The 24,592-nt window shown below is 41.6% G+C and carries 17 protein-coding genes; 8 read left to right on the plus strand and 9 right to left on the minus strand.

Translation table 11 applies throughout. The annotated features are described in order from the left end of the window. Positions 1 to 4 precede the first annotated feature (4 nt). A complete protein-coding gene (locus VK179_09150) occupies positions 5 to 604 on the plus strand; it encodes an MEDS domain-containing protein (GenBank protein HLO58894.1) in 600 nt (199 codons plus the stop codon). Between the two features lie 15 nt (positions 605 to 619). Continuing rightward, positions 620 to 2,692, plus strand: a complete 2,073-nt coding sequence (locus VK179_09155; protein ID HLO58895.1) for an ATP-binding protein — start codon at positions 620 to 622, stop codon at positions 2,690 to 2,692. A gap of 7 nt (positions 2,693 to 2,699) precedes the next feature. Here VK179_09155 and VK179_09160 read toward each other — a convergent pair whose 3' ends face one another. Both VK179_09160 and VK179_09165 read right to left on the minus strand, forming a co-directional pair. Then, positions 2,700 to 3,977, minus strand: a complete 1,278-nt coding sequence (locus VK179_09160; protein ID HLO58896.1) for an O-acetylhomoserine aminocarboxypropyltransferase/cysteine synthase — start codon at positions 3,975 to 3,977, stop codon at positions 2,700 to 2,702. 20 nt (positions 3,978 to 3,997) lie between these two features. Beyond that, on the minus strand, positions 3,998 to 4,885 hold the full coding sequence (locus tag VK179_09165; protein HLO58897.1) for a LytTR family DNA-binding domain-containing protein: 888 nt from the start codon (positions 4,883 to 4,885) through the stop codon (positions 3,998 to 4,000). A 193-nt stretch (positions 4,886 to 5,078) separates the two neighbouring features. Between VK179_09165 and VK179_09170 the strand changes: the two genes are divergently transcribed. After that, on the plus strand, positions 5,079 to 6,209 hold the full coding sequence (locus VK179_09170) for a DUF6051 family protein (GenBank protein ID HLO58898.1): 1,131 nt from the start codon (positions 5,079 to 5,081) through the stop codon (positions 6,207 to 6,209). A 1-nt stretch (position 6,210) separates the two neighbouring features. Here the strand turns inward: VK179_09170 and VK179_09175 are convergent, their stop codons facing one another. The 3 genes from VK179_09175 to VK179_09185 form a co-directional block, all read right to left on the minus strand. Further along, a complete protein-coding gene (locus VK179_09175) occupies positions 6,211 to 7,317 on the minus strand; it encodes a hybrid sensor histidine kinase/response regulator (GenBank protein ID HLO58899.1) in 1,107 nt (368 codons plus the stop codon). Further along, positions 7,304 to 10,069, minus strand: coding sequence for a PAS domain S-box protein (locus tag VK179_09180; protein HLO58900.1), 2,766 nt, complete (start codon positions 10,067 to 10,069; stop codon positions 7,304 to 7,306). The genes VK179_09175 and VK179_09180 overlap by 14 nt, the downstream gene beginning before the upstream one ends. A gap of 111 nt (positions 10,070 to 10,180) precedes the next feature. Continuing rightward, positions 10,181 to 10,672 carry a hypothetical protein gene (locus VK179_09185; GenBank protein ID HLO58901.1) on the minus strand — a complete coding sequence of 164 codons (492 nt, stop codon included), beginning with the start codon at positions 10,670 to 10,672 and terminating at the stop codon, positions 10,181 to 10,183. A 440-nt stretch (positions 10,673 to 11,112) separates the two neighbouring features. On the opposite strand from VK179_09185, the gene VK179_09190 reads away from it, so the two are divergent. The 3 genes from VK179_09190 to purL all read left to right on the plus strand — a co-directional run bounded on the left by VK179_09190 (position 11,113) and on the right by purL (position 17,312). Beyond that, a complete protein-coding gene (locus VK179_09190; GenBank protein ID HLO58902.1) occupies positions 11,113 to 12,144 on the plus strand; it encodes a sugar transferase in 1,032 nt (343 codons plus the stop codon). A 79-nt stretch (positions 12,145 to 12,223) separates the two neighbouring features. Then, positions 12,224 to 13,594: an exonuclease domain-containing protein gene (locus VK179_09195; protein ID HLO58903.1), complete on the plus strand. Its 1,371-nt coding sequence runs from the start codon at positions 12,224 to 12,226 to the stop codon at positions 13,592 to 13,594. Between the two features lie 40 nt (positions 13,595 to 13,634). Further along, positions 13,635 to 17,312: a phosphoribosylformylglycinamidine synthase gene (gene purL, locus VK179_09200; protein HLO58904.1), complete on the plus strand. Its 3,678-nt coding sequence runs from the start codon at positions 13,635 to 13,637 to the stop codon at positions 17,310 to 17,312. Between the two features lie 88 nt (positions 17,313 to 17,400). On the opposite strand, the gene metA is transcribed toward purL, so the two are convergent. The 3 genes from metA to VK179_09215 are packed head-to-tail and all read right to left on the minus strand — an operon-like array spanning position 17,401 to position 21,028. Beyond that, positions 17,401 to 18,318: a homoserine O-succinyltransferase gene (metA, locus tag VK179_09205; protein HLO58905.1), complete on the minus strand. Its 918-nt coding sequence runs from the start codon at positions 18,316 to 18,318 to the stop codon at positions 17,401 to 17,403. 41 nt (positions 18,319 to 18,359) lie between these two features. Continuing rightward, positions 18,360 to 19,487, minus strand: a complete 1,128-nt coding sequence (locus VK179_09210; protein HLO58906.1) for a glycosyltransferase family 1 protein — start codon at positions 19,485 to 19,487, stop codon at positions 18,360 to 18,362. After that, positions 19,484 to 21,028 carry a DUF4301 family protein gene (locus tag VK179_09215; protein HLO58907.1) on the minus strand — a complete coding sequence of 515 codons (1,545 nt, stop codon included), beginning with the start codon at positions 21,026 to 21,028 and terminating at the stop codon, positions 19,484 to 19,486. The genes VK179_09210 and VK179_09215 overlap by 4 nt, the downstream gene beginning before the upstream one ends. A gap of 117 nt (positions 21,029 to 21,145) precedes the next feature. Here VK179_09215 and VK179_09220 point away from each other — a divergent pair, with 117 nt between their 5' ends. Then, positions 21,146 to 21,769, plus strand: coding sequence for a carboxypeptidase-like regulatory domain-containing protein (locus tag VK179_09220; GenBank protein ID HLO58908.1), 624 nt, complete (start codon positions 21,146 to 21,148; stop codon positions 21,767 to 21,769). A gap of 37 nt (positions 21,770 to 21,806) precedes the next feature. Next, complete coding sequence (locus VK179_09225; GenBank protein ID HLO58909.1) at positions 21,807 to 24,218, plus strand: carboxypeptidase-like regulatory domain-containing protein; 2,412 nt, start codon at positions 21,807 to 21,809, stop codon at positions 24,216 to 24,218. Here the strand turns inward: VK179_09225 and VK179_09230 are convergent. After that, complete coding sequence (locus VK179_09230; GenBank protein HLO58910.1) at positions 24,215 to 24,589, minus strand: response regulator; 375 nt, start codon at positions 24,587 to 24,589, stop codon at positions 24,215 to 24,217. The two genes, VK179_09225 and VK179_09230, sit on opposite strands and share 4 nt — an antisense overlap. Positions 24,590 to 24,592: the final 3 nt, after the last annotated feature.

The raw sequence follows: 24,592 nt of genomic DNA on the forward strand, positions 1-24,592 counted from the left end.
GACCATGCATTCACACCAGGAATTAACCAGTGATCTTTCCGAGCATTTTGCAGGAGATTTTTGCCATGTATGCCTTATTTTTGATAACGATGAACAACGTAAAAAAATCGTCTCCCAATACATGCAAAATGGATTCAAAAAAGGAGATCTGATTCGTTTTGCTTCCAACCATATTGATCAGGATGAGGTACTAAGCTGGTTATCGGAACTGAACATTGAATTGCCTGAAAATAAGGAAGCATTTATGGTAATGAGTGCAGATGATTTTTATTGCTCCGGAGGCGAATTCAATCCCCCGGCTTTAATTGACCGCATAGAAAAAAGGCTTTTATCATTAAAAAAAGATGGTTACCATGGTTCAAGGGTTTGCGGTGATATGTCATGGGCGCTGAAAAAAATTCCGGGTGCTGAACGGCTTTTGGAATATGAATTGCTTCTGAATACAGTTGAAACTGATATTCCACATACCGGAATGTGCCAATACGACGCGCGCCTGTTTGACGGAGCCACTTTGTTTAATATTCTGCAAGTACACCCGTATATAATAGCACAGGGGCAGATCGTACGTAATCCGTTTTATAAAAAATCCGGGGAACTCGATTGATCTCAGTCGTCATTAATGAACAGGATCGGAAGTACATCGGGAATGGTAGATGCTGAGATTTTGGGCCGCATAATGGTTGCACAGAATATTCTTTTCGTTCTGCCATCAAGTGAAACCATAATCGAATTTTTTAATAAATCACTGGCAGAAATACCGGGTACCGGTTCAGTCCATGTTTGCTTAAGCGGTGGAAAAAAGAACATTTACAGTAAGGAATGCAGTGAATGTCATCTTTTAGATTCAGGAACTAAAGGATTCATGGACAAGAATGGCGAATGCCGGTTTCATACCGATCAGAAGTTTTTTGTTTTTCTTATTGAAACGCTTGAATTCCGGTTCGGTTTTATCGTTTTTTCTCTTATTCACAAGGAACTGTTCAACCCTTATGTACCCTTTATCGGTAATCTCACCAATTTTATTGCTTTAACACTTGAAAACAGGTTACACAAAAGCAGTTTGGAGAAAACTCATGAAAATCTAGAACAACGTGTACTTGAGCGCACTATTGAATTAAGAAATGTAAACCGGCAATTGCAGGAAGAAAATAAGGCCAGGGCAATCACTGAAGGCAAATTGAGATTACTTAGCAATGCCCTTGAAGCTTCAGCAAATTCAATAGTTATAACAGATAAAGCCGGAAATATTAACTGGGCAAACAAGGCATTTTCAACCTTAACGGGGTATTCACCTGAAGAAGCCCTTGGAAGAAATCCCGGATCACTGGTTAAGTCGGGAGTTCAAAGCATTGAATTCTACAAACAAATGTGGAATACCATACTGGATGGTAATGTATGGCAAGGTGAAATTGTAAACAAAAAGAAGGACGGATCATTGTATGATGAGTACCTGACTATAACTCCTTTGTTTAGTGAAACCGGAAAGATTTCACATTTCATTGCGGTAAAACTGGATATTACAGAACAAAAGAAATCGGCTAATGAATTATTAAAAGCAAAGGAGAAGGCGGAAGAAAGCAACCGGTTAAAATCAGCCTTTCTGGCTACCATGAATCATGAACTCAGGACTCCGCTCAACCATATATTGGGTTTCAGTGATTTAATGAAATCAGGTATTAATGCGGCACAGGTAATTGATTATGCAACCTTAATTCATAAAAGTGGAAATAACCTGCTCGAGATCATAGAAGATATCTTTGAACTGGCACTTGCAGAGCAGTCAGTTATAAAACTCCGGTCTGAATCAATTAACTGCCTGGATCTGTTCATATCTAATAAATCAGTATTAACAGAAATTCTTAATGCATCGGGCAAAAAGGATCAGATTAAACTAAACTTCAATGCTGATAAAGAATTACTTGTGCAAAGCATTTACACCGACAGGAGCAAAATAAACCAGGTTCTGATCAACCTATTCAGAAATGCCGTGAAATTTACAGAGCAGGGTAAAATAGAATTCGGCATGACTCAGCAGGAACCGGGTTACATCACTTTCTATGTAAAAGATACAGGCATCGGAATTCCTGAGAACAAGAATGAAATCATATTTGAATTTTTCAGGCAGGTTGACGAAAGCCCAACACGGAAACACGGTGGCGTTGGAATCGGGTTGGCCATATCGAAAAAAATCGCCGCGATAATGGATGGTACCCTGACTTTGGAATCCGAGCCCGGAAAAGGAAGTATATTTAGTTTTAAAATCCCGGTTATTCTGAATAACGTTTCCATACTTGAGTTAAAAAATGCCGGCGCTGTTAAGGATTTTCCTGATTTTAAAAACAAGACGATCCTGATTGCAGAAGATGACAACGCAAGTTTGCTCCTGATAAGGAAATACCTGTCACCCACCGGGGCCAAGATTATTGATGTTCCCAATGGAGCCGCCGCAATTGATCGACTGTCCTGCCAACCCGATATTGTTCTTATGGACATGAATATGCCCGTTATAAACGGCTATGATGCAACACGGGCTATTAAAAAGGACCATACAATTCCGATCCTGGCCACTACTTCCTACTCACTGCCTGACGACAGGGAAAAAGCGATTGAAGCCGGATGTGACGGCTTCATAATGAAACCAATCAATCAGCAGAAGCTTTTGGATGAATTGTCCAGGTTCTTGTTAAAGTAAAATCTGATCAGCAATAACCAAGTGCCTGTTCAATATCCGCTTTAATATCATCAACATGCTCAAGGCCGACCGATAATCTCAATGAACCCGGAACTACCCCTGAATTCCGCTGTTCTTCTTCAGTAAGCTGTTCATGTGTGGTGGAAGCCGGATGAATGATTAACGAACGGGTATCACCTACATTGGCAAGGTGACTGATCAGTTTCACATGGTTAACTAAACTGTCGCCTGCTTTTTTACCGCCTTTCACAGTAAAGGCCAGCACGCCTCCGAATCCGCGCAGATACCTAAGAGCCATAGTATGATATGGATTTTCAGATAGACCCGGATAATCCACATGTTCTACCTTCGGATGCTTATTCAGCCAAACCGCCAGTTCCAGTGCATTGTCAAGGTGTCTCTGTACCCGTAATGAAAGCGTTTCAAGCCCCTGCAATAACATGAATGAATTAAAGGGACTTATCGTGCATCCGTAATCCCGCAATCCTTCAACACGTGCACGGGTAATGAATGCGGAATTACCGAAATTTTCAACAAACCGCAAACCATGATAACCCTCTGAAGGATCAGTAAACATAGGAAAGTTGCCATTTGCCCAGTTAAATTTACCTGAATCAATTATGACGCCCCCCATTGATGTACCATGCCCACCGACCCATTTGGTGGCAGATTCCACTACTATGCTTGCCCCGTGTTCAATGGGACGGCAAATGTATCCTCCTGCACCGAACGTGTTGTCAACAATAAGCGGAATACCATTTTCATTTGCAATGACTGCAAGGGCATCAAAATCAGGAATATTAAACCGCGGGTTTCCTATGGTTTCAACATAAATGGCTTTAGTCCTGCCGTCTACCTGCTTTCTGAAATTCTCAGGGTCATCACCCGAAACGAATTTTACATTAAAGCCGAGTCTTTTAAACTGCACTTTGAATTGGTTAAAAGTTCCTCCATATAAATAGGAAGTAGAAACGATATTATCTCCTGATTCAAGGATATTCGAAAGAGCTATGAATTGTGCAGCATGACCGGATGATGTTGCCAGCGCAGCAATGCCTCCTTCGAGTGCTGCCATTCGCTTTTCGAATACATCGGTAGTGGGATTCATGATCCGGGTATAGATGTTGCCTTCCTCTTTCAGGGCAAATAGCCTGGCAGCATGTTCAGCATCATTGAAAACATAGGATGTTGTCTGGTAGAGAGGAACAGCCCTTGAATGAGTTACCGGGTCAGGGGTTTGACCTGCATGTATCTGCAGGGTTTCAAAATGAAAAGGTTGTGACATAATATATTGTTAATGATAGATTATTTCTCGGTTTCCACGAAGTTTGACATTTTCCGGATAATCCCTTCCAGGTAAGTTTTAGATATGGGAACATTTACAGTGATGGGTGCTTCAAATCCAATTATAAGTCCTTCTTTTTCCTTGCGGATATACTTCACATTGTCAATATTTACCATGAAAGACCTGTGACAGCGGATCAGACCGGCATGGGGAAGTTCAGTCTCAATCCGCTTCAATGTTGTACGGATCATATATCTGGCCGGCTTATCCCGGTCAATATAATGAATGAATATATAGTTATCAGCGGCTTCAATATACAATACATCTTCTTTCTTTATTGAAAATTTGAGAATGCCCTTTTCATCATGAAAAGGTATCATTGAAAAGCCCGAAACACTTTTTGTCTCCTGAATGCGGGAGCCGGAGCCGGAAAGGCTGTTTTCCATTCTTTCAAGAATCGTATACTTATCCTTAAAGGATAAATACAACCAGGAAATTACATAAGGCAGCATAATGATGAAGCTCGTATTTCGGACTGAGTTCCTGTAAACCTGGGAAAAATCGTTTTTTACATGTAGAAAAAACCACTGGATCAATGTGTAAACAAGTGCAAGAATGAGAATTTCACCTATTATCCAAAGGCCATATGCACCATAGGTAATTGAATTTCTTTTTGTAAACACATACATCAGTATGCGGCTGATGACAATCACAAGCATCCCTATGAGAATCACTATACTTGAATACAGGAAAAATTCCGCTGCTCCGACATTCAGCCATTTGTCAGCCCCAAAAGGTGAGTAAATATTGATGAAGATCAGCGCAAACCCTGCCGTAAACAGAATAAAATTAACTGTGTTTCTGCGACTTGTTAGGTAATCGGGTATCCTTTTTTCCCAGGGTAGCATATCCACTTTATATAAGAATCAAAAGTAAACAATTTTAGTATGGGGTGAAAAATATTAGGCTTGTGATGGAGAATTTCACCCCTTATAAAAGAATTTCACCCCCTGATTTGACGTATTATCCCTGAACAGGTGCATGAGAACCATTTTATAATTAATCATTTGAGGATGGTCTTATTTTGCTGAAAAGACCTGAATGAATTTTATACAAGAATACGAAGAACTTAAGTCGTGCTTCAATCTGAAAGGGGATTCAATTCCCATAGGCAACAGCAAACTGGTTATCCGCAACTTTGATTTTACGTCAAAAAATTCATACCCTGAATGTCAATACAATGAGGAGGATACCAATATTCCGGAAAATTACAATTTCAGGTACCCGGTGATATTTCCTGAGCATAGATACAAAACAAGCCGGGCGATTATCTTACTGCATGGTTTAAATGAAAGGACCTGGCACAAGCATTTAACAGGTGCAAAATTCCTGGCCTCAAAAACAGGCAAAGCAGTCATTCTTTTCCCGTTGTCTTTTCATATCAACAGGGGATTGCCCGATTGGATGGATGTTAGAAAAATGTCGGTTCCGCTGGAACAGCGAAAAGCAAAGTATCCGGGCATTAAGGATGCAACCGTGGTTAACCTGGCTTTAAGTGAGCGACTGACAGATCATCCTGAACGTTTTTTGTTTTCCGGTTTTCAAAGTGCAATGGACCTGGTAAGCCTGATGAAACAAATTGATGCAGGAAATCATCCTCTTTTTGGCAAAGGCACTACAGTTGATTTGTTTGCTTATTCAATCAGTTGCATGCTGCTTCAAACTCTCATGATCAGCAATCCGGGCAATGTGCTTAAGAATTCGAGGATTGTGCTGTTCGCGGGCGGATCCCTGTTCAGTTATATCCGTGGAATTTCAAGATTCATAATGGATAGTGTGGCTTTTGAAACCCTAAGACAGTTTTATGTTGGCCATTCTGTAACTCTCGGTAGACCTTCAAAAGAGATTGATCCCTTATTGGATCATAATTTCGGTCGCAGTTTTAGTGCGCTTCTGACTTCTGATGGTTTAAAAAAGAAACGCGAAAAGGCATTAAACGAGTTTTCAGATAACCTGATGATCATTGGCCTGAAAGCGGATCGAATCATGCCGTCTGACGGAATAAAGGCCGCATTTGGTGAAAAACTGAGCAGGGAGAAATTTACATTACTTGATTTTCCTTATCCGTATTCTCATGAAAACCCGTTTCCTGTTATAAGTAATAAATTTGGAAAACAGGTAGAAGACGCCTTTTTATCGGTTTTCAGGCCAACTTTGAGCTTTCTCAGTTGAGTCACTGTAAGGCCGATGCAGGAAGGCTTACATAGAAAACACTTCCTTCGTTGAGAGCGCTTTCAATCCACACCGATCCGCCATTTAGTGCAACAAATTCTTTGCAAAGCTGGAACCCCAGCCCGGATCCCTTTTCATTATCCGTACCATATGTGGTGTAATGGATATTTTTATTGATCAGGTTATCCATTACTTCGGCTGTCATGCCGGTTCCTGTATCCGTTACACTTACAAGCAGCCGCTTTGTATTATTTACAATGGTCTGTTGGGCCCTTATAATTACAGAACCACCGTGCGGAGTGAATTTAAGAGAATTAGACACAAGGTTTCTTATGACAACTGAAATGAGCTCGGGATCATAGTATCCTTCAACAATATCTTCGCCTTCATATTTGAGGCTGATTTGCTTGTTATCAGCCTGAAGTGCGAATAAATTAAGAACATTTTTAACAAGAAAGGCTATATTCTCCTGTTGGGGCCGGCAAATTATTCCACCCGACTGAGTTTTCGCCCAGTTCAAAAGGTTTTCAAGCAGGTTGAAAGCATTATCCGACAGAAGGTATAAATCTTTTAAGAGGGTGAGGACACTTTCATCCAGGTTATTATTGATCTGAAGAAATGCGTCAATGTAAGTACGGATATTTCCCATCGGGCTTCTGAGATCATGGCCGATAATCGAAAATATCTTTTTCTCAAACGCTGTTGATTGCTCCAGTTGCTTTCGCTGCTGCTGAAGGGTAAGGTGCGTTTTTACCCTGATGAGCAGTTCTTTGCGGTTATATGGTTTGGTGATATAATCAACAGCACCGGATTCAAAACCCTGTATGATACTCTGGAAATCAGCTTTGGCAGTTAAAAAGATCACGGATACTTCACGAGTAAGAGGATTTTCCTTAATCCGGCGGCAAACCTCGAAACCATCCATTTCAGGCATCATGATATCGAGTAAAACAAGGTCAAACTGTTTTGAATCGAGCCATTCAAGAGCCTCTTTGCCGCTTGTTGCAAATTCAAGATCGTATGCCTCCTCCTTCAATATACTTCCGAGCAACTGGATGTTTTTAGGCACATCATCCACAATGAGGATACTCTGTTCATTTATTTTCATGGCCAATGTTTTTCAATTGTTTGATCAGATCCGGAAAGTAGTCTAATTTGAGCCGCATTTCCTCTATATCAAAATTCTCAATAGTCGATAATAACTGGTCGCCGTAAGATGCAATGAAATCAAGCTTTGAACTGCGGCCCAGATTGGAGATTTCCTGGGCAAAGGATTGAATATCCCTTAAAGGTTGCTTTTTCTCAAACATTTTCCACCTGTTGGTGAGTTCATTTTCAAAACGTTTAACGAGCAGATTGTAATCAATGTTCTTGATTGAAGTCAAATCCACATGTCCATCAAGTATATTCCCGGGTCTGTCAGTAAAACCTGTAGTTTTCACCAAATCAGATTTCTTTTCAGGGTGAAGCGGAGAATTAAGCGCATTTATTGAAGTCTCAGAATACTCAACGTCCCTGAAAACCACACGGAATGTACTACCCTGTCCTACCTGGCTTTTAACACTGATTGTTCCCTGCATGGCTTCAACAAGTCGCTTTGTTATAGCCAGGCCCAGTCCGGTTCCTTCATATTTTCTTGAATCCAGCTGTGAATGCTGTCTGAATGATTCAAAAATCAGCCTGAAAGAACTTTCGGGAATACCGATGCCGGTATCTGTGACACTGATATCAAGCTTCATTAAAGGTCGGACACCGCTTGTATTTTTAAGAGTGGCCTTAATAATAATTTTAATTTCTCCCTGGTGTGTAAATTTAACAGCATTACCAACCAGGTTAATCAGGATTTGCCGTAACCTGACCTCGTCAAATTTGATTTCGGCCGGAAAACGGTTTTCGATTTTTTCAATATATCGGATTCCCTTAATGGTTACCCGCAATGAAAACACATTCCTTATTTCATCGAGCAATCTGCGGATATCGAAGAAAGTAAAGTGTAGCGTCATCTTTCCTGCCTCGATTTTTGAAAGATCAAGCAGGTCATTGATCAGCATCATCAGGTTTTTTCCGCTTGCTTTGATGCTGTTGAGATATTTAATCTGTATATTATCGGATGTCAGACCTTCAAGAAGTTCCGTAAAACCAAGAACCGAGTTCAGAGGGGTACGAATTTCATGGCTGATATTGGCAAGGAATTCACTCTTGGCATTATTGGCTTCTTCGGCGGCTATTTTTGCTTTTCGGAGTTCCTCGAGTGCCTGGATCCTTTCCGTAATATCAAGAAGAAATCCGTCAACCCATTTTATATTATTCTGATCGTCCACTACAGCCCTACCGTTATTGGATATCCATTTAACGGTTTTGTACCGCGTGAGTATACGGTATTCAATATTGAACTGTCTGAAATCACGTAATCCTTCCGTTACAGCCTCCCTCACATGTGACAGATCATCCGGATGTATAATTCCTGCCATGGATTTGTTCTGGTTCTTTTCAAAATCGGCAGCTTTATAACCGGTTAAGTTCTCAATGGCATCGGTAATAAAAAGTACCGTCCAGTCATCGTCGGTGGCGCACCGGTATACAACACCCGGAATATTTGAAACCATTGACCTGAATTTCTCTTCGCTGTCTCTTAATGATTGCTCTGCCTTTTTCCTGAGAGTAATGTCTTCCTTAATGGCAATATAACGGATTATCTCACTTTGTTTATTGCGAATCGGGGTTATTGTAGCTTGTTCCCAGTATAATTCACCATTCTTTTTCCTGTTCAGGAATTCGCCCTCCCACTTTTGTCCCTTCACCAGTTTTGCCCACATTTCTTTATAGAACTGTTTTGTGTGCATGCCTGATTTCAATATCCTCGGGTTTTTACCGATAACTTCCGAAGGCAGATAACCGGTTACATTAGTAAAAGAACGGTTCACATATTCAATGGCCGCGTTTTTATGGGTAATGATAATTTCATTGGCGCTTTGATCGAGTGCAATGGAGAGTTTGATAATTTCTTCTTCAATCAGTTTGCGATTTGTGATGTCGAAGATACCGATTACATGAAGAAGCTGATTTTTGTAAGTGATTACCTGAGTTTCAACCTGAACATTGATGGCTTTACTGTCTTTGCGATATAATAGAATTTCAAGCGTACCCGGTGTTTCTTTCCATGTTTTGCTGAACAGGATTTTAGAGTCCTTCCGCTTAAAACAGGCAGAAAGTATCTGACCATCAACCATTTCAACATGGCTGTAACCGGTAAGTTTTTCCATTGCCTTGTTTACATCAATCACTTTGCCATTGTTAATAACGCCAATAGCCTGAAAAGATAGATGGGTCATTTTGCGCAGGCTTTCCTCGGTTTCGGCATGTGCACGGTATGCCAGTTTTCGTTGTGAAATATCCCGCTGTACAACAACTATTCCAATTGTATGATTTGCTTCATCCTTTACAAAGCGATAATTGGCTTCGACCCAGGTAACCTGTCCGTCGCCCCTGGGCATTGTAAATTCACCGAAATACTCGTGTTTGGAGATCAGAGACGCAAAAGCCTCCGTATTGGTGTCGAATTCGCTACCGAATAATTGCCTTACTGATATTTCTCTTACTGATTCATCATCGAACTGACATTGCTTAAGAAATGCATCATTTACCTGGGCAACAATAAATCCGTCGGCAAATACATTTATTTTTTCAGATGATGTAGCATAAAGATTCCAGTCAACCGGAACCTCTGCTTTAAAGAAAATGAAGGCATCAATCAGCTGATCGTATAGAAATTCGCTGATCTGACGATAATCGATATCGGGAATACCGTTCTTACCTATAGTCGAAGGGAAAGCAAAAAAGGAATTATCCCGGTGTTTCATAGGGAAGTAAAATTCATAATGCAAATCTAACGTAAACTAATTATCGAATGTAGCTTGCTTACGAATTTCAGCACAAAAAAACCCGCCTTATGGCGGGCCAGATTCAGGAAATTATTCGATTACTACGCTGTAGCCGTCGGTCCTGAGGTTTTCAGCAACACTCTGGGCATACTCGTAATCAAAATAAACTTTCGGTTTGTGTTTTGCAAATACCGGATACCTGCCAACCGCATCTTCTGAATTAAGGTAGTTATAACCTACGAGATACAGGTCGCTGCCATCAAGTTTTACCTTGAAAACAGGACGATGCTGACACAATTCGAGTACTTCAAGTAATTCAAATTTTGTAATTTCTGGTTCCTGCTTAAGCTTAACGGTTTTCAGGATTTCGTCACTAAAAGGTTCTTTGGTAAAATGAAGATCGAAATTTTTCACATAACATGACAGTACAATAGCTTCATCTTTGATTACAGCGGGTTTGTTATCATCTCCCACCAATCTGACATTAATTCCAAATCTTGAGAAAAGACCTTTTAACCTTTTATTCCGTCTGGTTACCATCTCTTCCAACGACTCGTTCTTTCTCATAGAAAATTCCGGCATAGCTACTTTTTGTTTATCAATAATAATGAGTTTTATTATCAGGCATCAATTCCCGGATTAGTCAATCAAATTTTAATCATTGAAAATCACCGGATATGATTCTTTTCAGTCATTGAATTTGTTCGGCAAACATATAAAAAAATTCAGCACAAACACAATACTCCACAGTTCAAAATTATCTGAATAATAATTGATGAAAACTGATTGTTGTCAGCTTTTTTTACAGGTAATTTGTTTTTGTCCAATAGTCATATATGTGTGACTAACATATCCTTTGCCATATCGGACAGTTAGGTAGCTCTAAGATATATTACGTGTTAATCAAAAACAAAATTTTGCAAGTATTTTTTCAACAATTCGTCAATGAATTTCATGTCATTATAACAATTATCCAACATTTACAGGGTGGCTCAAGTATGATCTGGTGTAAAACAAATAACGTGGAAACACTTAAAAACATAACCCGATCAATTGAACGAATGTATAACCAACCGGAGAAATTAATGGTGCTGGTTGACGAGTTCAATCTTGATATGCTTGAGTATATTATAAAATCAAAATCAGGCTTACAGATCACCTATATCCTTACCGATTCTCCTGTCGTAAGGATGCATTTCAAATACAGTTCAAGGATCTATCCTCTGAGGGCTAACATAAGAAGCCTTTTAAGGCATGATGTGGTCGACGAAATACTATGTTGTTTAACCTGCATGCCTAAGCCTGTTTCTGACGAGGTAGTGAATATCTGCCGGCAGTATGGTGTGTCGTTGCTGATTCCTGAATATGGAAATTTCCCGGGTCTTAAAGTTCAGAGGACGCAGTATATCGGAAAGCATAAGATGCTTGTTATGGAAACCAATCCCAGGAAGACATATGGCTATCTGTATAAAACTCTATGGGAAACCAGTTTTGCGGCACTCGCGTTGCTTCTGATGTCGCCCTTGTTTATTGCGATTGCCGTGGCCATTAAACTTACAGGCCGGGGACCGGTATTTTTCAAACAATTACGAGTAGGATTGAGAGGAAGGAAATTTTACATCTATAAATTCCGCACAATGGTAGCTAATGCAGAACAACTCAAGGCCAGTTTAAAAGACATGAATGAGGCCGACGGCCCTGCATTTAAAATGAAAAACGACCCGAGGATAACACCCATTGGCAGGTTGTTGCGGAAAACAGCTATGGACGAATTACCCCAGTTGCTCAACGTGGTTAAAGGTGAAATGTCGTTAATAGGGCCACGACCACTTGTTCCCAACGAGGCATCAGCCCATGAAGAATGGCATCTGAAGCGGTTAAGCATAAAACCAGGGATCACCTGCACCTGGCAGATGATACCTGAGCGAAACAGTGTTACTTTTGATCAATGGATGGAACTTGACAAGCACTATGTAGAGAACTGGTCAATTTTTTATGATGTACGGATATTTTTAGGAACCATCCGTTCATTCTTCCTTGCAAAAGGCATTTAAACCATTTCATAAATTGTTAATAAACCGGCAGGCCTCCGCCGGTTTTTTTTTGTCCGAACCCTATAAATTTGTGGCATCCATGTATGCCATAATTGATATCGAAACCACAGGTGGTAACCCCAAAAGGGATAAAATCACCGAAATAGCGGTATTATTACATAACGGTTCAGATATAATAAGTGAGTATAGTACGCTTGTAAATCCTGAGTGCCGGATCCCGCAACATATCAGTTCACTTACAGGCATTACAAATGAGATGGTTGCCGATGCCCCGAAGTTTTATGAAATTGCCAGGAAGTTGGTAGAAATAACCCAGGATGCTGTTTTTGTGGCTCATAATGTGTCATTCGACTATGGATTTGTCCGTAGTGAGTTTCAGCGCCTGGGATATGATTATAAACGCGAACAGCTTTGCACGGTTCGCCTTAGCCGGAAGATCATTCCGGGGCATGCATCATACAGCCTTGGCAGGCTATGCGACGATCTGCATATTTCTATTAACGGTAGACACAGGGCACTTGGCGATGCAAGTGCTACAGCAATTCTTTTCGACATACTCCTGGATACTGAGCGGAACATCGGCACCAATTATATTTGCGGATTAACCACAATGGGTTCTTTCAGGCATCCTTCTCTTAACCCGGATAAAATCAGGAACCTGCCTGAAGAACCTGGCGTTTATTATATGTATAACCAGGAGGCCGAACTTATTTACATCGGGAAGAGCCGGAATATCAAGAGTCGGGTAATGTCGCACTTTTCAAATAAGACCACATCAAAGGCAATGAAAATGCAGACGCAGGTTGCAGATATTGATTGTGAATGCACAGGAAGCGAACTGATTGCGTTGTTGAAAGAATCCTATGAGATTAAAAAACATAAGCCCCTGTTTAACCGGAGGCAAAGAAGATCGCTGTTCCGTTATGAGCTTGTCAATTATACGGATGAAAACGGGTATATCCGTTTTTCAATAGCTAAAACAACCGAGAATGAACAGTCGCCCCTTGTTTGCTTTACTACAAAAGCCGAAGCCAATAATTTTCTTTGCCATATGATCGAGAAGTATTCATTATGTCAGAAATTATGTGGTGTCTACCCTACCGAGGGCAATTGTTTTCACTTTGAAATAGGCGCATGCAGGGGTGCCTGCATAGGAAAGGAACCTGCCCTGATTTACAACCAACGGGCGATGAAAGTAATCAATGAATATAATTTCGGAATCCGGAATATGCTTATTATAGATGGAGGAAGAAATGCTTTTGAAAAATCGGTAATTAAAATTGAAAACGGGAAATACATCGGATTTGGTTATTTTGCCCCCTCATTTATTGAGGACAACCCCGGAATTTTTCATGAATGTATTAAACAATACCCCGATAACAGGGAGGTTCAGCAAATCATCAGGCAATACCTGAGAAACAATAAAGTAGAAAAGATAATGGTGTACTGACTCGTTTTACTAACTTTACAAAATCTATTAAAACCAGATAATGATAGTCTTCTTCAAATCAGGAAAACTTACATATGCCGTAAAATCCAACCGGGAATTTACGGATCCGGAAATCAAAAAACTAAAGTGGTTATTTGACAACGCCAGGGTTGCAGGTGAAAAGAGTCTGACCGGAGGTTACATAGGTCCCCGGAAGGAAATGATAACACCCTGGAGCACCAATGCTGTGGAGATTACACAGAATATGGGACTTAAAAACATCGAGAGAATTGAAATATTTGTAAAGGCTTCAAAAGAGGACTATTACGACAGTATGCTCCAGGCATGGTACGAAAACCTCGACCAGGATATTTTCACAATCCGGCATACTCCTGATCCCATCCGGTATATCGAAGATATTGCCGCATATAATAATGAAGAAGGCCTGGCTCTGAGCAGTGAAGAAATCGATTACCTTAAATCGCTTTCTGAAAAAATCGGCCGTAAACTCACCGACAGTGAGATTTTTGGTTTTTCACAGGTAAATTCGGAACACTGCCGTCACAAAATTTTCAACGGAACTTTTGTCATCGATGGCAATGCTAAAGGTTCTTCCCTTTTCCAGTTAATTAAAAGGACTACGGCAGTGCATCCAAACCGTATTATTTCGGCCTATAAAGATAACTGCGCCTTCATGCAGGGGCCGGATGTATTGCAGTTCGCTCCTTATACTCAGGATAAACCCGACTACTTCAGATTAAAGCCTATTGAAACCGTTATTTCAATTAAGGCTGAAACTCATAATTTTCCTACAACTGTAGAACCTTTTAACGGAGCTGCAACAGGAACCGGAGGAGAGATAAGAGACCGGATGGCAGGCGGAAAAGGCGCTATGCCTCTTTCAGGAACTGCCATTTATATGACCTCTTACCCGAGGCTGAACGGCGGAAGGAAATGGGAAAAATCGCTTCCTGCAAGAAAATGGTTATACCAGACTCCTCAGCAGATACTGATCAAAGCTTCAAACGGCGCCAGCGACTTTGGAAATAAATTCGGACAACCGTTGATTTGCGGAAGCGTTCTGACTTTTGAACATTCTGAAAACGGAAAATTCTGGGCGTTTGACAAAGTCATTATGCTTGCCGGCGGTGTCGGTTATGGCAATAAACTGCACAGTCTGAAAGAAGCCCCTAATGCCGGCGACAAAATTGTATTGCTTGGAGGTGACAATTACAGGATCGGCATGGGAGGCGGAGCTGTTTCTTCAGTAGCAACGGGTGAATATGGGCATACAATTGAACTGAATGCGGTTCAGCGGTCGAATCCCGAGATGCAGAAGCGGGTATATAATGCGATCAGAGCCATGGCAGAGTCAGAGAATAATCCTGTCATATCAATACACGATCATGGCGCAGGAGGCCACCTGAATTGTTTTTCGGAGCTGGTGGAAGCAACCGGCGGCCGGATTGAAATCGGTAAACTTCCGATCGGAGATCCCACGCTTTCCGACAAGGAGATTGTCGGTAATGAATCTCAGGAAAGGATCGGAATTGTAATGAAGGATAAAGATGTCGATTTATTGAACAGGATAGCTGATCGTGAACGGTCGCCTCATTATCTCGTTGGAGAAGTAACCGGTGATAACCAGTTCACATTCATCAACCGCGATGGGGTAAATCCGATTGACCTGCAGGTTGAGGATTTCTTTGGCAATCCCCCGAAAACTGTGATGCAGGATGCCCATGTGACAGAGAAATTCAGGGAAAGTGAATACGAAGTATCCCGGATTAAGGAGTATGTTTCAGACCTGTTGCAGATGGAAGCCGTTGCCTGCAAAGACTGGCTGACCAATAAAGTTGACCGCTCCGTGACAGGTTTGATAGCGAAACAACAAACCTGCGGTGAAATCCAGCTTCCTTTAAATAACGTGGCTGTTACTGCCCTTGATTATGCGGGCTTCAGAGGAATTGCAACCGCACTAGGACATGCACCTGCAGCTGGCATTATAAGCCCTGCGAACGGATCAGTGCTTTCTATTGCCGAAGCCATAACCAATATCATGTGGGCACAGATTGAAGGCGGAATGAGAGGAATTTCACTCAGCGCAAACTGGATGTGGCCCTGCCGTCAACCCGGTGAAGATGCCCGGTTATATGAAGCGGTAAGCGCAGCCAGCGATTTTGCTGTGGCTCTTGGAATCAACATACCAACAGGTAAGGATTCCCTATCCATGACTCAGAAATACAAAGACGGTTCTGTTGTATACAGTCCCGGTACAGTCATAATTTCTGCTGCCGGTGAAGTGGTTGATTTCAGAAAAACAGTGGAGCCTGTGATCAGGAAAAGGCCCCGCGCTTCCCTTCTTTATATTGATTTATCAGGCGATTCTTTTAAACTTGGTGGCAGTAGCTTTGCACAGTCACTCAATACTCTCGGCAATGAAACTCCGACTGTCAGGGAACCGTCACTACTTGTTAAAGTTTTTGAAACGGTACAACAGTTGATCAGTCAGAATCTCATTCTTGCCGGACATGATATTTCAGCCGGCGGTATGATTGTGACCCTGCTTGAAATGTGTTTCCCTTCGCAAACGGCAGGAATGGATATCAACCTGGATGCGATTAAAGAAGAAGACGTTATCCGTATACTTTTCAGCGAAAACCCGGGAATAATTATCCAGGTGGAAGATCCGACAGCTGAAAAGTTGCTGAAAGACAAGAACATTACTTATTTCAATATTGGGCATTCATCTGAAAACGGCCATCTGAATATCACCAAAAAGGGAAAGAACTTCTCATTTGAAATTTCAGAAATGCGAGATACATGGTTTAAAACTTCTTCGCTGCTGGACAGGGATCAGTGCGGTGAGATTTTAGCCAAAATGAGGTATGTTAATTACAAAAAACAACCTCTTAAATTTACATTCAACAGGAGTTTTACAGGTAATCTGGCTGATTATGGCCTCGACAGAAAGCGAATGGCCCCTTCAGGAATTAGAGCAGCTATTATTCGCGAAAAAGGCGTCAACGGTGACAGAGAAATGGCTTATATGATGTACCTCGCCGGCTTCGACGTGAAGGATGTGCATATGACCGACTTAATATCCGGCAGGGAAAAACTGGACGACATAAATCTTATCGTTTTCGTCGGCGGCTTTTCCAACTCGGACGTACTTGGCAGTGCAAAAGGCTGGGCAGGTGCATTCCTCTTCAATGATGAAGCCCGTAAAACGCTGAAGCGCTTTTATGAGAGAAAGGATACACTGAGCCTTGGTGTATGCAATGGCTGTCAACTCATGGCAGAGCTTGATCTTATCAATCCTGAACATGATCAGAAACCCAGGTTGCTGCATAATGCTTCACATAAATTTGAATCGGCTTTTCTCACTGTGGATATTTTAGAAAATCATTCGGTGATGCTTGGCTCCCTGGCCGGAACACGTCTTGGCATTTGGGTGGCTCACGGAGAAGGCCGTTTTGTGTTGCCGAAGGATGAAAAGGAATACCACATACCAATGAAATATGGCTATGACGAATATCCGGGCAATCCGAACGGATGTGACTATAATGTAGCCGGAATCTGTTCACAGGACGGACGTCACCTGGCCATAATGCCTCACCTCGAAAGAGCCATATTCCCATGGAACTGGGCGCACTACCCTGAAGAAAGGAAAAATGACGAAGTCTCCCCATGGATACAGGCATTTGTGAATGCGAGGGAGTGGATTAAAATGTGCTAATGAGTTAATGTGCTAATGTGCTAATGTGCTAATGAAAACGGTCTCTAATTAGCATATTAGCACATTGGCACATTGGTACATTGGCACATTATTGGATTTCGTTGATATTAAACGGTGTAGCCTGGTAAACGTAATAATTAAGCCAGTTATAATAGAGCAGGTTGGCGTGACTTTTCCATCTCACCCTGGGAGGTTTTGAAGGATCGTCATCAGTAAAATAGTTGACAGGGATATCAATTTTAAGACCCTTGTTTACATCCCTTTCATATTCATCCTTAAGTGTTTCAGGATCATACTCGGAATGACCTGTAATGAAAATCATCCGGCCGCCCCTGTTCTTCACCATATAAACACCGGCCTCAGGAGATTCAGATATTATTTCAAGATCGGGTATTTTTTCTATGTCTTCTCTCCTGACTTCAGTATGCCTTGAATGGGGAGCCAGATACTCCTCATCAAAGCCCCTCACAAGCGGAACCTTCGGATTATTGACAGTGTGCGTGAAAACGCCAAACATTTTCCTTGGCAGAGGATATTTAGGCACTTTATAATAATGATAAAGTCCGGCTTGTGCACCCCAGCATATGAACATGGTGGAAGTTACATGATGCAGCACCCAGTCCATGATCTCTTTAAGTTCTTCCCAGTAATCCACCTCTTCAAAATCAAGATGTTCGATCGGAGCACCCGTAATGATCATTCCGTCAAATTTCTTATCCCTGATCTGGTCAAAGGTTTTATAGAACGTTTTCAAATGCTCGATCGATGTGTGTTTGGAGATATGTTCCGTTGTATGCAACAGGGTCACTTCAACCTGCAGCGGCGAATTGGAAAGCAACCTCAGAATATGGGTCTCAGTAGTTGTCTTTACTGGCATCAGGTTAAGAATTACAATCCGGAGGGGCCGTATATCCTGGTGACGGGCAGTTGTCTCCCTCATTACAAAAATATTCTCGTCCTGTAATATCTCAACAGCCGGCAACTGATCGGGAATGTTCAATGGCATAATCCTGTAAATTAAATTCCCGCAAAATTACAAAATAGTGATCACAAACTTTCACATGATTTTTCAATACTCTTCCATAACCTATCAGCCGTACGCTGCCAGGTGAATAGTTCGCGCCTGATTATTGATTTCTTAATCAGATTGTCTCTCAGATCTTTATCTTTATATAACGAATTCATTGCATTGGCAATCGATGCAGGACTTGCAGGATCCGCGTAAAGCACTGCATCTCCGCCCACTTCAGGAAGTGAAGTGGTGGATGAGCATATGACAGGCGTTTCAGAATACATCGCTTCAAGCACCGGGATTCCGAATCCCTCAAACCATGAAACATAGATAAGCCCCAGAGCTGCCGGAATCAGCTTAATTAATTCTTCATCCTTCAGCCTTCCCGTGAATATAATATCGTCACGGAATCCACATGAATCATAAGCTTCCTGCATATCTGCCGTCCACCATTTGCGTGCACCGGCTATGACAAGTTTTACCTCCCCCGGGTTTGACTGCCGGAATAACCCGTACGCCCGGATCAGCCCGGAAATATTTTTGCGCGGATGAATAAGCCCGACAGATAAAAAAAACGGACACCCGGCTGCATAACATAGCCCTGTTTGCTTCCTTTCATCGGAATCAACCGGTTTGAAGCCCGAAGCGCCATTGTATACAACATCTATACGAGCCGGATCATAATTGAATTTACTTATGATATCCGCTTTTGTATACTCAGAAACCGTGACAATACGATCGGCCTTCCTGATGAAACGCGGAAAAAAATAATTATAATATTGCCTTACCGTATAGGGAATAAAATCAGGATAATGGAAAAAGTTCAGATCGTGAATTACAGGCAATGACCTGGTTTTGGTATGCAGTGTCAGCCATCCGTCAGGTGACAGAAACAAAGCCGGCTTGTATTTTTTCAGAATACGGGGGACGCCGGATTCAAAAAAGGCATACCATAAGAAAGGGTGTCGCGCAGGAGGGAAAGCCACTTCCGGTACAATGTTGGATGAAAAAATGAACTCATCCGAATAAGGCCTGTCAAAAATAAAAACAAACCGGTGTTCCGGATGATTTTGTGTAATTATCCTTAACGTTTCAAGTGCAAACCTGCCTATACCTTCGATTTTACCAGGTATAAGCAGGCGTGTATTAACGGCAATGATCATACGGTCTCCTGGTGTTCGGGCCGTAACAGGTCATATACGGTTTTTACCGGTGTAAAGGTACTGCCGGGCACTTCAACGAGCACAGTATTCCAGTGCGCCATCGATCCGTTCCACAGGCCGGGAAGTTCGAGGGCTTTCAACGGTTTGCCATTTTTAAATTTTTTACTGATGAAACCCGTATTTGCATCCCGGTAGTTCATCAGGTTAAACTTCCTTCCCTTATAATCTTTTAATGCGCACACCAGGTCCACCGGGTTAAAATGTGTTGAACTGTTAAGTATGGCAGCCTGTTCGGGGTCATGCATATCAACCTGTGAAGATTCTACAATCTGAAGCGATTTACTTCCGTCTGAATCAATCGTCCAGAAGGGACCGCCACCGGGTTCGCCTGAATTTTTCACCATTCCGCATATCCTGAGAGGTCTGTTCAGCTTATTAAACAGGTACTCAGCCGGATTCTGCTGTTGCAAGAACTTGTTGGTGACCGTAGTTCCAAGTTCCTGGCTTAGAAATGCCGTAACTTCTTTTAAAAATTCAGGATTTGTATTCTTTTTTTCAAGCTCTTTCATGTACCCGAAAATCTTTTCCTGGTATCGGATCAGCATTCCTGCCAGCGCTTTCTTATAAAGAATGGTATCCGCCTTATTTCTGTCGTGACTTACGTTGTCGATATTTTTAATAAATACAATATCCGCATTGATATCATTCAGGTTTTCGAGTAATGCACCATGTCCGCCCGGTCTGAAATGAAGACTGCCATCCGATTCGCGGAAGGGTTCGTTCTTATCATCAACAGCCAGGGTATCGGTAGAAGGTTTTTGAACCGAATAAGTGATTCTGTATTTAACGTGGTAGGCCTCCTCGTATTTCTTCTGTTCTTTTTTCAATAGTTTTTCAAAAGATTCAAGATGTTCGGGAGATACTGTCAGATGAATATCTACCATAGCCCCCTGATTGGCTGCATATCCTGAACCTTCAACAAGGTGTTCTTCAACGGCAGTGCGTGTGTGTTTTCCATACCGGTGAAAAGTCAGAAGGCCCTTCGGAAGATTGCCGTAATTCATTCCCTGGGGTGTAAGCAAGGCCGACAATACAATGTGATAATCCTTATTTTTCAATGCATTTGGTACGGTGGTCGACTGTTTTTCCACTGCTTTTTCAAGCTCAGGATAGAAAGCAAAATCTTTTATCCTGTCAAAGCATTCTTTAACATGCTTATAGGCTTCCCTGGATAGGATTTTAGCATCAAAATCAGACTGCCTGAAAAGTTCATCAAATTCAAACAAGGCCTTAAACATACGGGTGGCAGCACCTGATGCAGGAACAAACTTCATTTTTGTGAAGTCAGACGAATTTTCATAAAATAAAACGAATTCCTTCAGCTGCTTGTCGTTAAGCTGCTTAATACCCTGGTTAATGCTTGCTGCTTTTGCAAGTTTCATGAAAGGAAAACCTTTTCTGAGGTAACCAACCTGGTTTTCAGCTTCCTTAGCTGAAATTCCCTTTTCTTTCAGAATCTTTATATCTTTCTCCTTGAACATAGTGCAGGGGATTTGATTATTCAACCTTTATATAAAATTAGCTAATTTTTTTTATTTTACTTAATTTTGGGCCCTTGTATGTGAGACGCAGCCCCTGTTTTTCAATTAATAATAAGTATGAATAAGCGGCCTTTGTTGACCATTGTGATTCTTGTTTTTTTAGTGAGTGCAACAAAGGCTCAGGAAAAAAAACTTGTGCAGCTAACCGGAACTGTTAAAAATGAGTTGCTGCAACCCATGCCATTTGCACAAATACTAGTGCTGAATAATTACAGGGGCGCCATATCCAATAATTTCGGAAATTTCTCGTTGGTTGTTGAAGAAGCTGATTCAGTTCTGATTTCAAGTGTCGGATATAAAACGAAATACATTCAGATACCCACTGATCTGCCATCGAAATTTTATAATATGGATATCATTCTCAGGGTGGACACACTGGCAATAAGAGAAGCAAGGATTTATCCCTGGAAAAGCTATGAAGAATTCAGGGAAGCATTTGTCAATCTTAATCTTCCTACGGATGATATGGAGCGGGCACGCAGAAACATAGCCCTCATCAGAACACAGATTATCATGGATCATGAACCAAGTGCCAGGGCCAATTTCAGGTATATAATGGAACAGCAGTACCAACAAACGTTTATCCAGGGCCAAAATCCGTCGTACCAGCTTTTAAATCCGTTTGCATGGGCCAAGTTTTTTAAAGCTCTTAAACGGGGCGATTTCAAAAGAAAAGATTAAACACCGGAAAAACCAATAACCGGAAAACACAAAAGAAATGCGGAAGTCATTATTGTTTATCGCAGGCTTACTATGTACAACTGCATTTCTTTCTGCTCAACAAAAGGCAACTGTCAAAGGAATCGTAAGCGATGAAAACGGTCCTTTACCCGGGGCGTCCATTATAGATCTTAACACAAGGAAAGGTACCGTTGCTGATGCGGATGGATCATTTCAGCTTGTAATTCCTGCAAATAAACAGGTGCAAATTGAATTTTCATTCGTCGGCTATAAAAAAGACACATTAACTGTAACTGCGGAACCCGGCGAAACGATTGGAATAAATACAAAGATCAGTCCGCTGCCTGGACAGGTCGGTGAAGTTGTTGTGGAAAGCTGGTATGACCGGGCTGAGGCACTTCAGCAAATAACCATAGGTTCTGTGGAGCATCTTCCGCTTCCATCCGGAAATATTGAATCCATCCTGACTACCATGGGTGCTTCGAGCCGCAATGAGATGAGTTCACAATATTCCGTTCGTGGAGGCAACTTTGATGAAAACCTTATTTATGTCAACGGTATCCAGATTTACAAACCGCTCCTGGTAAAAGCCGGACAGCAGGAAGGCCTGAGTTTTATCAATCCGTCCATGGTTTCTTCCATCCAATTCGCTGCAGGCGGATTCGATGCCAGATATGGTGATAAAATGTCTTCCGTGCTGGATATCCGATATAAACGACCGGTTGCGTTTGGTGCCAGTGCATCCGCAAGTTTGCTGGGTGCATCAGCCCATGTGGAAGGAACCGCACTGAAAAACCGGTTCACTCATATTACAGGGATCCGTTATAAAAGCAACCAGTACCTGATTAAAAGCATGCAGACCGAAGGGGATTTCAAACCCAATTTTTTTGATTTCCAGACCTTCCTTACCTATGATGTCACATCGCAACTGGAGTTATCTTTCCTTGGCAACGCATCGGTAAATACATACAATGTGATTCCTCAATCGAGGGAAACGGCTTTCGGAACGTACCAGGAACCTCTGAATTTCAGAATATATTATGAAGGACAGGAAAAAGACCGGTTTGCCACAATGTTAGGCGCACTCAGCCTTAACTACAGGATTAGCGATAAATTGTCAATGGGATTAACTGCATCTTCTTATTCGACTTCCGAGAAAATAACATATGATATTTTAGGACAGTACTGGATTGATTTACTTGACAATACACCAGGATCAAAAACGGCAGGGGACAGTATTCTTAACCTCGGATATGGAGGGAACCTGTTGCATGCCAGGAATTTCCTGGATGCAACGATTATGAACGTGAATTATAAAGGAACCTTTACCTCAGGTAACCACCAGGTCAACTGGGGAATCGGAGTTCAGTATGAATCATTTGATGACAGGCTGAAGGAATGGGAAATGATTGATTCGGCTGGTTTTACAATGCCTTACTCCGACGAAGCAATAACTTTGCAGCACGTTGTCAATGCAAAAAACAGGCTTAATTCAAACCGGTTCAACAGCTTTGTACAGGATATGGTAAACCTGCAGGCAGGTGAAACACAGATTCTGGTAAATGCAGGTATCCGGTTTAATTATCTCACTACCAACGAACAGTTCCTGGTGAGCCCCAGGGTACGGGTCACTTTTATTCCTGATTGGGAAAATAAGATTAGCTTTCACACCGCCGTAGGGTGGTATTATCAGCCACCGTTCTATAAAGAAATGAGGGATCCGCAGGGAAAATTGTACCCCCGGATAAAAGCTCAGCGGTCAATCGATTTCACCGCAGGTATGAACCTGGATTTTTTAATGTGGAACCGACCGTTCAGACTTACTTCAGAAGTTTACTATAAAAACCTGAATCACCTGGTGCCTTATATTATTGATGATGTGGATATACAATACCTGCCACAGTATTCGGCAAAGGGTTATGCCACAGGCATTGAATTCAAAATAAACGGTGAATTTGTCAAAGATGCGGAATCATGGGCCTCTTTATCATTCCTTCGGACCCGGGAAGACCGAATTGGTGACCGTTATGGATCTTACCCGAGGGCTTCTGACCAGCTTGTAAATTTCGGACTGTATTTCCAGGATTATTTTCCAAGCAATCCTTCTTACAGGCTTAATCTGAACGTATATTTCGGCAGCCGTCTTCCCTATAATTCCTATAACTATGATAATCCTTTAAAATACTATCATTTACAGGCGTATCGAAGGATCGATATTGGAATAACAAAATCATTGATGTCCAATCGTTTTGGCGAAACACGGGTATCCCGGACTTTTAAGGATATATCCTTTACAGCAGAAATATTTAACCTGTTCGGATTTAAAAATGAAGCCTCCTTTCAATGGATCCGGACGGTAAGAAACCAGGAAGGCATACCCAATGTTTTTGCCGTTCCCAATTACCTTACTGGGAGAATGTTGAATGTGAAAATAAGCGTGAAGTTCTAACTATCCGTTTTTAGTGACTGATGAATAGCCGTTTCAATTTCAGTGAGATTAAAAGGTTTTCGGAAATAACTATGAATCAGCCCTTCCTGTATAGCCATTGAAATTTCGGATGTAATATCAAATCCGGTAAGGATAAAATACGAACGATCAGGATAATTGGACCTGGCAGCTTTTATAAATTCTATTCCATTCATTCCGGGCATTTTCATATCACTAATAACTATGCTTATTTCGGGTAGGTGGTCTAGTTTCTTCAGTCCGGCAACACCAGAATCAGCAACTTCAACCTTAAATTTCTTCTGAAAGGCAAGTGAAAAAATTTTAAGGTTTATGGGTTCATCATCTACATACAGAATCACTCTCCTATCCATACG

It is taken from the genome of Bacteroidales bacterium (assembly GCA_035299085.1).
GTDB lineage: Bacteria > Bacteroidota > Bacteroidia > Bacteroidales > UBA10428 > UBA5072.

Bases quoted from the DNA above. Each gene is read 5' to 3' on its own strand.
- VK179_09150 (HLO58894.1), top strand. From the start codon at position 5: ATGCATTCACACCAGGAATTAACCAGTGATCTTTCCGAGCATTTTGCA.
- VK179_09155 (HLO58895.1), top strand. From the start codon at position 620: ATGAACAGGATCGGAAGTACATCGGGAATGGTAGATGCTGAGATTTTG.
- VK179_09160 (HLO58896.1), bottom strand. From the start codon at position 3,977: ATGTCACAACCTTTTCATTTTGAAACCCTGCAGATACATGCAGGTCAA.
- VK179_09165 (HLO58897.1), bottom strand. From the start codon at position 4,885: ATGCTACCCTGGGAAAAAAGGATACCCGATTACCTAACAAGTCGCAGA.
- VK179_09170 (HLO58898.1), top strand. From the start codon at position 5,079: ATGAATTTTATACAAGAATACGAAGAACTTAAGTCGTGCTTCAATCTG.
- VK179_09175 (HLO58899.1), bottom strand. From the start codon at position 7,317: ATGAAAATAAATGAACAGAGTATCCTCATTGTGGATGATGTGCCTAAA.
- VK179_09180 (HLO58900.1), bottom strand. From the start codon at position 10,069: ATGAAACACCGGGATAATTCCTTTTTTGCTTTCCCTTCGACTATAGGT.
- VK179_09185 (HLO58901.1), bottom strand. From the start codon at position 10,672: ATGCCGGAATTTTCTATGAGAAAGAACGAGTCGTTGGAAGAGATGGTA.
- VK179_09195 (HLO58903.1), top strand. From the start codon at position 12,224: ATGTATGCCATAATTGATATCGAAACCACAGGTGGTAACCCCAAAAGG.
- purL (HLO58904.1), top strand. From the start codon at position 13,635: ATGATAGTCTTCTTCAAATCAGGAAAACTTACATATGCCGTAAAATCC.
- metA (HLO58905.1), bottom strand. From the start codon at position 18,318: ATGCCATTGAACATTCCCGATCAGTTGCCGGCTGTTGAGATATTACAG.
- VK179_09210 (HLO58906.1), bottom strand. From the start codon at position 19,487: ATGATCATTGCCGTTAATACACGCCTGCTTATACCTGGTAAAATCGAA.
- VK179_09215 (HLO58907.1), bottom strand. From the start codon at position 21,028: ATGTTCAAGGAGAAAGATATAAAGATTCTGAAAGAAAAGGGAATTTCA.
- VK179_09220 (HLO58908.1), top strand. From the start codon at position 21,146: ATGAATAAGCGGCCTTTGTTGACCATTGTGATTCTTGTTTTTTTAGTG.
- VK179_09225 (HLO58909.1), top strand. From the start codon at position 21,807: ATGCGGAAGTCATTATTGTTTATCGCAGGCTTACTATGTACAACTGCA.
- VK179_09230 (HLO58910.1), bottom strand. From the start codon at position 24,589: ATGGATAGGAGAGTGATTCTGTATGTAGATGATGAACCCATAAACCTT.